This window comes from Streptomyces hainanensis, assembly GCF_004348415.1.
In the GTDB taxonomy this organism is placed as follows: domain Bacteria; phylum Actinomycetota; class Actinomycetes; order Streptomycetales; family Streptomycetaceae; genus Streptomyces; species Streptomyces hainanensis.
Genome location: NZ_SMKI01000516.1, coordinates 1 through 5,031, shown reverse-complemented (window position 1 = coordinate 5,031; position 5,031 = coordinate 1). Strand labels below are relative to the sequence as shown.

At 71.7% G+C, this 5,031-nt stretch carries 5 protein-coding genes and 1 pseudogene; 2 read left to right on the top strand and 4 right to left on the bottom strand.

Annotated features, from left to right (window positions below; all coding sequences use genetic code 11):
* Positions 1-126 (top strand): annotated as a pseudogene (locus E1283_RS31500) (response regulator); the annotation flags it as partial.
* On the opposite strand, the gene E1283_RS31495 reads toward E1283_RS31500, so the two are convergent.
* From E1283_RS31495 to E1283_RS31480, 4 genes are all read right to left on the bottom strand, one after another.
* Positions 105-683 carry a GTP-binding protein gene (locus E1283_RS31495; protein WP_132821584.1) on the bottom strand — a complete coding sequence of 193 codons (579 nt, stop codon included), beginning with the start codon at positions 681-683 and terminating at the stop codon, positions 105-107. The pseudogene E1283_RS31500 and the gene E1283_RS31495 overlap by 22 nt on opposite strands.
* Positions 664-996: a DUF742 domain-containing protein gene (locus E1283_RS31490; protein WP_243745236.1), complete on the bottom strand. Its 333-nt coding sequence runs from the start codon at positions 994-996 to the stop codon at positions 664-666. The genes E1283_RS31495 and E1283_RS31490 overlap by 20 nt, the downstream gene beginning before the upstream one ends.
* 113 nt (positions 997-1,109) lie before the next feature.
* Entirely contained in the window at positions 1,110-1,508 is a 399-nt protein-coding gene (locus E1283_RS31485; RefSeq protein ID WP_132821585.1) for a roadblock/LC7 domain-containing protein, read from the bottom strand.
* Between the two features lie 100 nt (positions 1,509-1,608).
* Positions 1,609-3,141: an ATP-binding protein gene (locus E1283_RS31480; protein WP_132821582.1), complete on the bottom strand. Its 1,533-nt coding sequence runs from the start codon at positions 3,139-3,141 to the stop codon at positions 1,609-1,611.
* 499 nt (positions 3,142-3,640) lie between these two features.
* On the opposite strand from E1283_RS31480, the gene glnA reads away from it, so the two are divergent.
* Positions 3,641-5,002: a type I glutamate--ammonia ligase gene (glnA, locus tag E1283_RS31475; protein ID WP_132821581.1), complete on the top strand. Its 1,362-nt coding sequence runs from the start codon at positions 3,641-3,643 to the stop codon at positions 5,000-5,002.
* Positions 5,003-5,031 lie beyond the last annotated feature (29 nt).

Here is a 5,031-nt window from a genome sequence, read left to right as displayed (position 1 = left end):
GTCTGCCGTCGCGTCCAGGCCCAGCGCCCGGTGCCGGTGCTGATGCTCACCGCGAGAGACGACGAGACCGACATGCTGGTCGGCCTCGGCGTCGGAGCCGACGACTACATGACCAAGCCGTTCTCGAGCCGGCGGGCGTCGCAGCTGACCAGTGGGACGTGGCCCGGCAGGTCGAGCGCGGCGCGCAGGTCGTCGTCCGGGTGGACGGGGGCGTCGGGGAAGGTGTTGATCGCGACGACGAACGGGACACCGCCATCCTCCAGCCGGTCCATGGCGGCGAAGCAGTCCTCGAGACGCCGGGTGTCCACCAGCACCACCGCGCCGAGCGCGCCCTCCAGCACCCCGTTCCACAGGAACCAGAACCGCTGCTGGCCCGGGGTGCCGAACAGGTAGAGCACCAGCCGCTCGTCGAGCGTGACCCGGCCGAAGTCCATGGCCACGGTGGTCTCGGTCTTGGTCTCGACGCCGCCCAGGTCGTCCACGCCGACCCCGTTGAGGGTCATGGTCTCCTCGGTGGTGAGCGGGCGGATCTCACTGACCGAGCCCACCATCGTCGTCTTGCCGACGCCGAATCCGCCGACGATCACCACCTTGACCGACTGCTCGGCCGACGCGGGCAGCAGGTCCTCGTCCCGCGGACCGAGGCCGGGCCCCGGCGCGGGGTCAGAGTCGTTGTAGTCCATCGATCAACGCCTTCAGGGTCTCGATGTCTGGGTCGGCGGCGGCCTGCCGCTGCGCCTCGCGGGTGTGCCTCAGCTCCACCAGGCCGCCCGCCCGCAGGTCCTTCAGCAGCACGGTGACCGCGCTGAACGGCAGGCCGAGGTGGGCGGAGATCTCGGCCACGGAGATGGGGTGCTGACAGACCCGCAGCAGGGCGGCGTGCTCGGGGGAGTGGCCGGCGTCCGGAGCGGTGGATCGGGCCACGACGAGCGTGACCAGATCCAGGAGTAAGGAGTCGAGGTCGTCCCCCGACTCGCTCCGGCCGCCGGTGACGATGTAGAGCGGGACCGCGCGCCCGGCGGCCCCGCCACCGCCCCGGCGCGGGCGGCGACTCCGCCGCCCGCCGACCCCGGACGGCTCGGTGGGGCCGGTGGCGCCGGTGGCGCCGGTCACGGAGCCGCCTGTTCGGGCGTGCGCGGGGCGCTCGACAGATGCTCGCCGATGCGCAGCACCAGGTCGCGCATGCGCTGGCTGACCAGGCCCGGGTCGACCCGGCCCTCCGCGGTCACCGCCAGGTAGGAGCGCTCGCCGGCCGACATCAGGTAGAAGTAGCCGCCGCTCAACTCCAGCAGCACCATCCGGATGTCCCCGTCGTCGCGCGGGAACTCCCGGGCGATCGACTGGGCCAGGCTCTTGATGCCCGAGGCGGCGGCGGCGATCCGGTCGCCGCTGTCCCGGCTCTCCCGTTCGCTGCCGTGCTGGGCCATGCACAGCCCGTCCGCGGACAGCAACACGATGTGCCGGATGCCCGGCACACTGGCGGCCAGGTCCCTGAGCATCCAGTCCATGTCCTTGAACCGACGCTGTGTCACGTGCTCTCACCCTTTGATTCCGAGGCTGTGTGTGGCGGTCTTGGTGCGGGTGTGCCGCCGGCTGGGCGCCGCCGGCCTACCGGCCGTCCCCCCGCCGGTGCCGGGGGGCCCGGTCGCCGGGCGGCTCCGTGCCGGTGGCCGTGTGCTGCTCGTCGTGGCGGCGCAGGCCCTCGAAGAACGAGTCGACCCACAGGCCGGGCGCGGGCGCCCGCTCGCCCGCCGCCGGGTCGGCGACCGACCCGGCGGGCGGCGGGGGATCTCCCGCCGGGGACGCCGGCGGTGTGCCGGAGCCCGACCTGCCGCGCGGGATCGGACGGCGGCGCTGCGGCAGGCCGTTGGCCGCCCGCTCGTACGCCGGCTCCTCGTCGCCGCCGCCGAGCAGGAACCCGTAGCCGCTGTCGTCCTCGTCGTCGTCGCCGTAGAGCGAGGGCTCGACCCGCTGCCTGACCGGCCAGCGCGGGGCCGGGCGCAGCGGCGGCAACTCGTAGGGCGGCGGGGGCGTGTGGGTGATCAGCTCGTTCGGGATGAAGAGCACGGCCCGCACCCCGCCGCAGGTGGAGGGGCGCAGCGAGATCCGGGCGCCGTGATGGCCGGCCATGATGCCCGCCACGCGCAGCCCCACCCGGGCCGTCTCGCCCAGGTCCTCCAGATCGAGGCCGTCCACGCCCTGCTGGAGCAGGAACTCGGCGCGGCGGCGGGACTCGCCGGTGAGCCCGGTGCCCTTGTCCTCGATGGAGATCTCGATGCCGAGGGCCACCTCCTCGGTGTTCATGATCACCTCGGAGCTGGGCGGCGAGTAGCGGGTGGCGTTGTCCAGCAGCTCGCCGAGCACCATGATCAGCGGCTCGACGGCGTGGCCGTGGATGCCGCAGTCGATCACGTGGTGCTGCTTGACCCGCAGGTACTCGCGGATCGGCCCGGCGCCGGCGCGCATCACGTCGTAGAGGGTGATGGGGTGCTCCCAGCGGCGCACCGGGGCGCCGCCGCCGAGCACGGCGAGCGAGGTGGCGAAGCGGCCGGTCACGTTGATGCCGTGCTCCAGAAGCATCAGGTCGCTCATCACGTCCGGGTCGTTGTGCCGGAACTCCATCTTGCCGACGTCGTCCTGGAGCCGGTGGATCTCGGACTGGATGCGGCAGGCGATGTTGACGATCGCGCGCTTGGCCGAGTCGCGCTGGAGTTCCTTCTCGCGCAGCACGTCGACGATGGAGTGGACCATCGCCCGATGGGCCCTGGCCAGCCGGGGGTCGGAGGCCGAGTCGGGGATGTCGGGCATGACGTCGACCTCGAGGTTGCCCCGCTTCAGCTCGTCGAGCGCGGCGGGCAGCAGGTCGTACGCGACCAGCTCGGCGTCGGCCAACTGCTGGCTCACCTTCCGCCCGAGCCGGCCCACGGCCCGCCCGCGCCGCGCCGTCTCGCCCCAGGTGACCGCGATCGCCAGCGTCGCGGCGGCGGCGCACCACAACACCGGGAGGCGCGCGTCGCCCGGCGCGAGCACCACGGCGGCGAGCGAGCACGACGCCACCAGCGCCGGCAGCAGCAGCCAACCGCGGGCCGGCGGGCCGCCCCGGCGGACGGGCGGTAAAGAATCGGCACGCACCACGGGCATCCTCACGGGCATCCTCACTGGCCGGACGGCAGACGGCAGACGGCGGACGGCAGACGGCGGACGGCTGACGGACATGGCAGCGGGCAGGAACGCGGAGCGCTTGCCGCTGACATATACGCGGCGACGACGGGCCGTAGCGGCCACGACTCGCTTTGTGACACCGGAGGGTAGAGGGCCGCGGGCGCGTGCCGCAGGCAGTTGCGGAAAGCTCCCCCGATCGGGAAGCCGGCAGCCCGCTCCGGGGGCGCACGCCCGCGGCCGAAACGTTGCTGACCAGCGGTTTCGAGTTCACTCAGGAGTGAAATTCGCCCCGTATATTCATGGCCAAAGGTTGGCCTCTCCGCTCCCGGAACGTGCCCCAGAATGGAGGACGGCGGGGACGGCCGGGCCGACCGGTCGCGCATGCGCAACGCCGCGGAAATCCTGTGATGGGATGCTCAGGAGCCCCGCGCCCCGCGTCCGGGGGACAGAGCCGTCTGACCAGCGAGGATGGGTGGAAATGGAGAAGCAGCAGGAGTTCGTGCTCCGCACGCTGGAGGAGCGGGACATCCGGTTCGTGCGGCTGTGGTTCACCGACGTCCTCGGCTTCCTCAAGTCGGTCGCGGTGGCACCCGCCGAGCTGGAACAGGCCTTCGACGAGGGCATCGGCTTCGACGGCTCCGCCATCGAGGGATTCGCCCGGGTCCACGAGTCCGACATGATCGCCAAGCCGGCTCCGAGCACCTTCCAGATACTGCCCTGGCGCGCCGAATCCCCCGGCACGGCACGGATGTTCTGCGACATCCTCACGCCGGACGGCTCCCCCTCCTACGCCGACCCGCGCTACGTCCTCAAGCGCGCCCTGGCCAAGAGCTCCGACCTCGGATTCACCTTCTACACCCACCCCGAGATCGAGTTCTTCCTGCTCAACGACAAGCCGGTCGACGGCTCCCGCCCCACCCCGGCCGACTCCTCCGGCTACTTCGACCACACCCCCCAGAACATCGGCATGGACTTCCGACGCCAGGCCATCACCATGCTGGAGTCCATGGGCATCTCGGTCGAGTTCTCCCACCACGAGGGCGCCCCCGGCCAACAGGAGATCGACCTCCGCTACGCCGACGCGCTCTCCACGGCCGACAACATCATGACGTTCCGGCTGGTGATGAAGCAGGTCGCGCTCGAACAGGGCGTCCAGGCCACCTTCATGCCCAAGCCGTTCTCGGAGTACCCGGGCTCCGGCATGCACACCCACCTCTCCCTCTTCGAGGGCGACCGCAACGCCTTCCACGAGACCGGCGCCGAGTACCAGCTCTCCAAGGTCGGCCGCTCCTTCATCGCCGGCCTCCTCCGGCACGCGGGCGAGATCGCCGCCGTCACCAACCAGTGGGTCAACTCCTACAAGCGCATCTGGGGCGGCGCGCAGCGCCCCGCGGGCGCCGGCGGCGAGGCCCCCTCCTACATCTGCTGGGGCCACAACAACCGCTCGGCGCTGATCCGGGTCCCGATGTACAAGCCGGGCAAGACCGGCTCGACCCGGATCGAGGTCCGCTCGCTGGACTCCGGCTGCAACCCCTACCTGGCGTACGCACTGCTGCTGGCCGCCGGCCTCAAGGGCGTCGAGGAGGGCTACGAACTGCCGCCCGGCGCGGAGGACGACGTCTGGGCCCTCACCGACCGCGAACGCCGCGCGCTCGGCATCGAGCCACTGCCGCAGAACCTGGGCGAGGCGATTCAGCTCATGCAGCGGAGCGAGTTGGTGGCGGAGACGTTGGGGGAGCACGTCTTCGACTTCTTCCTGCGGAACAAGCGGCAGGAGTGGGAGGAGTACCGGTCGGAGGTCACGGCGTTCGAACTCCGGAAGAACCTGCCGGTGTTGTGACGGCCGGGGGCTTTTTCCCCCACCCACCC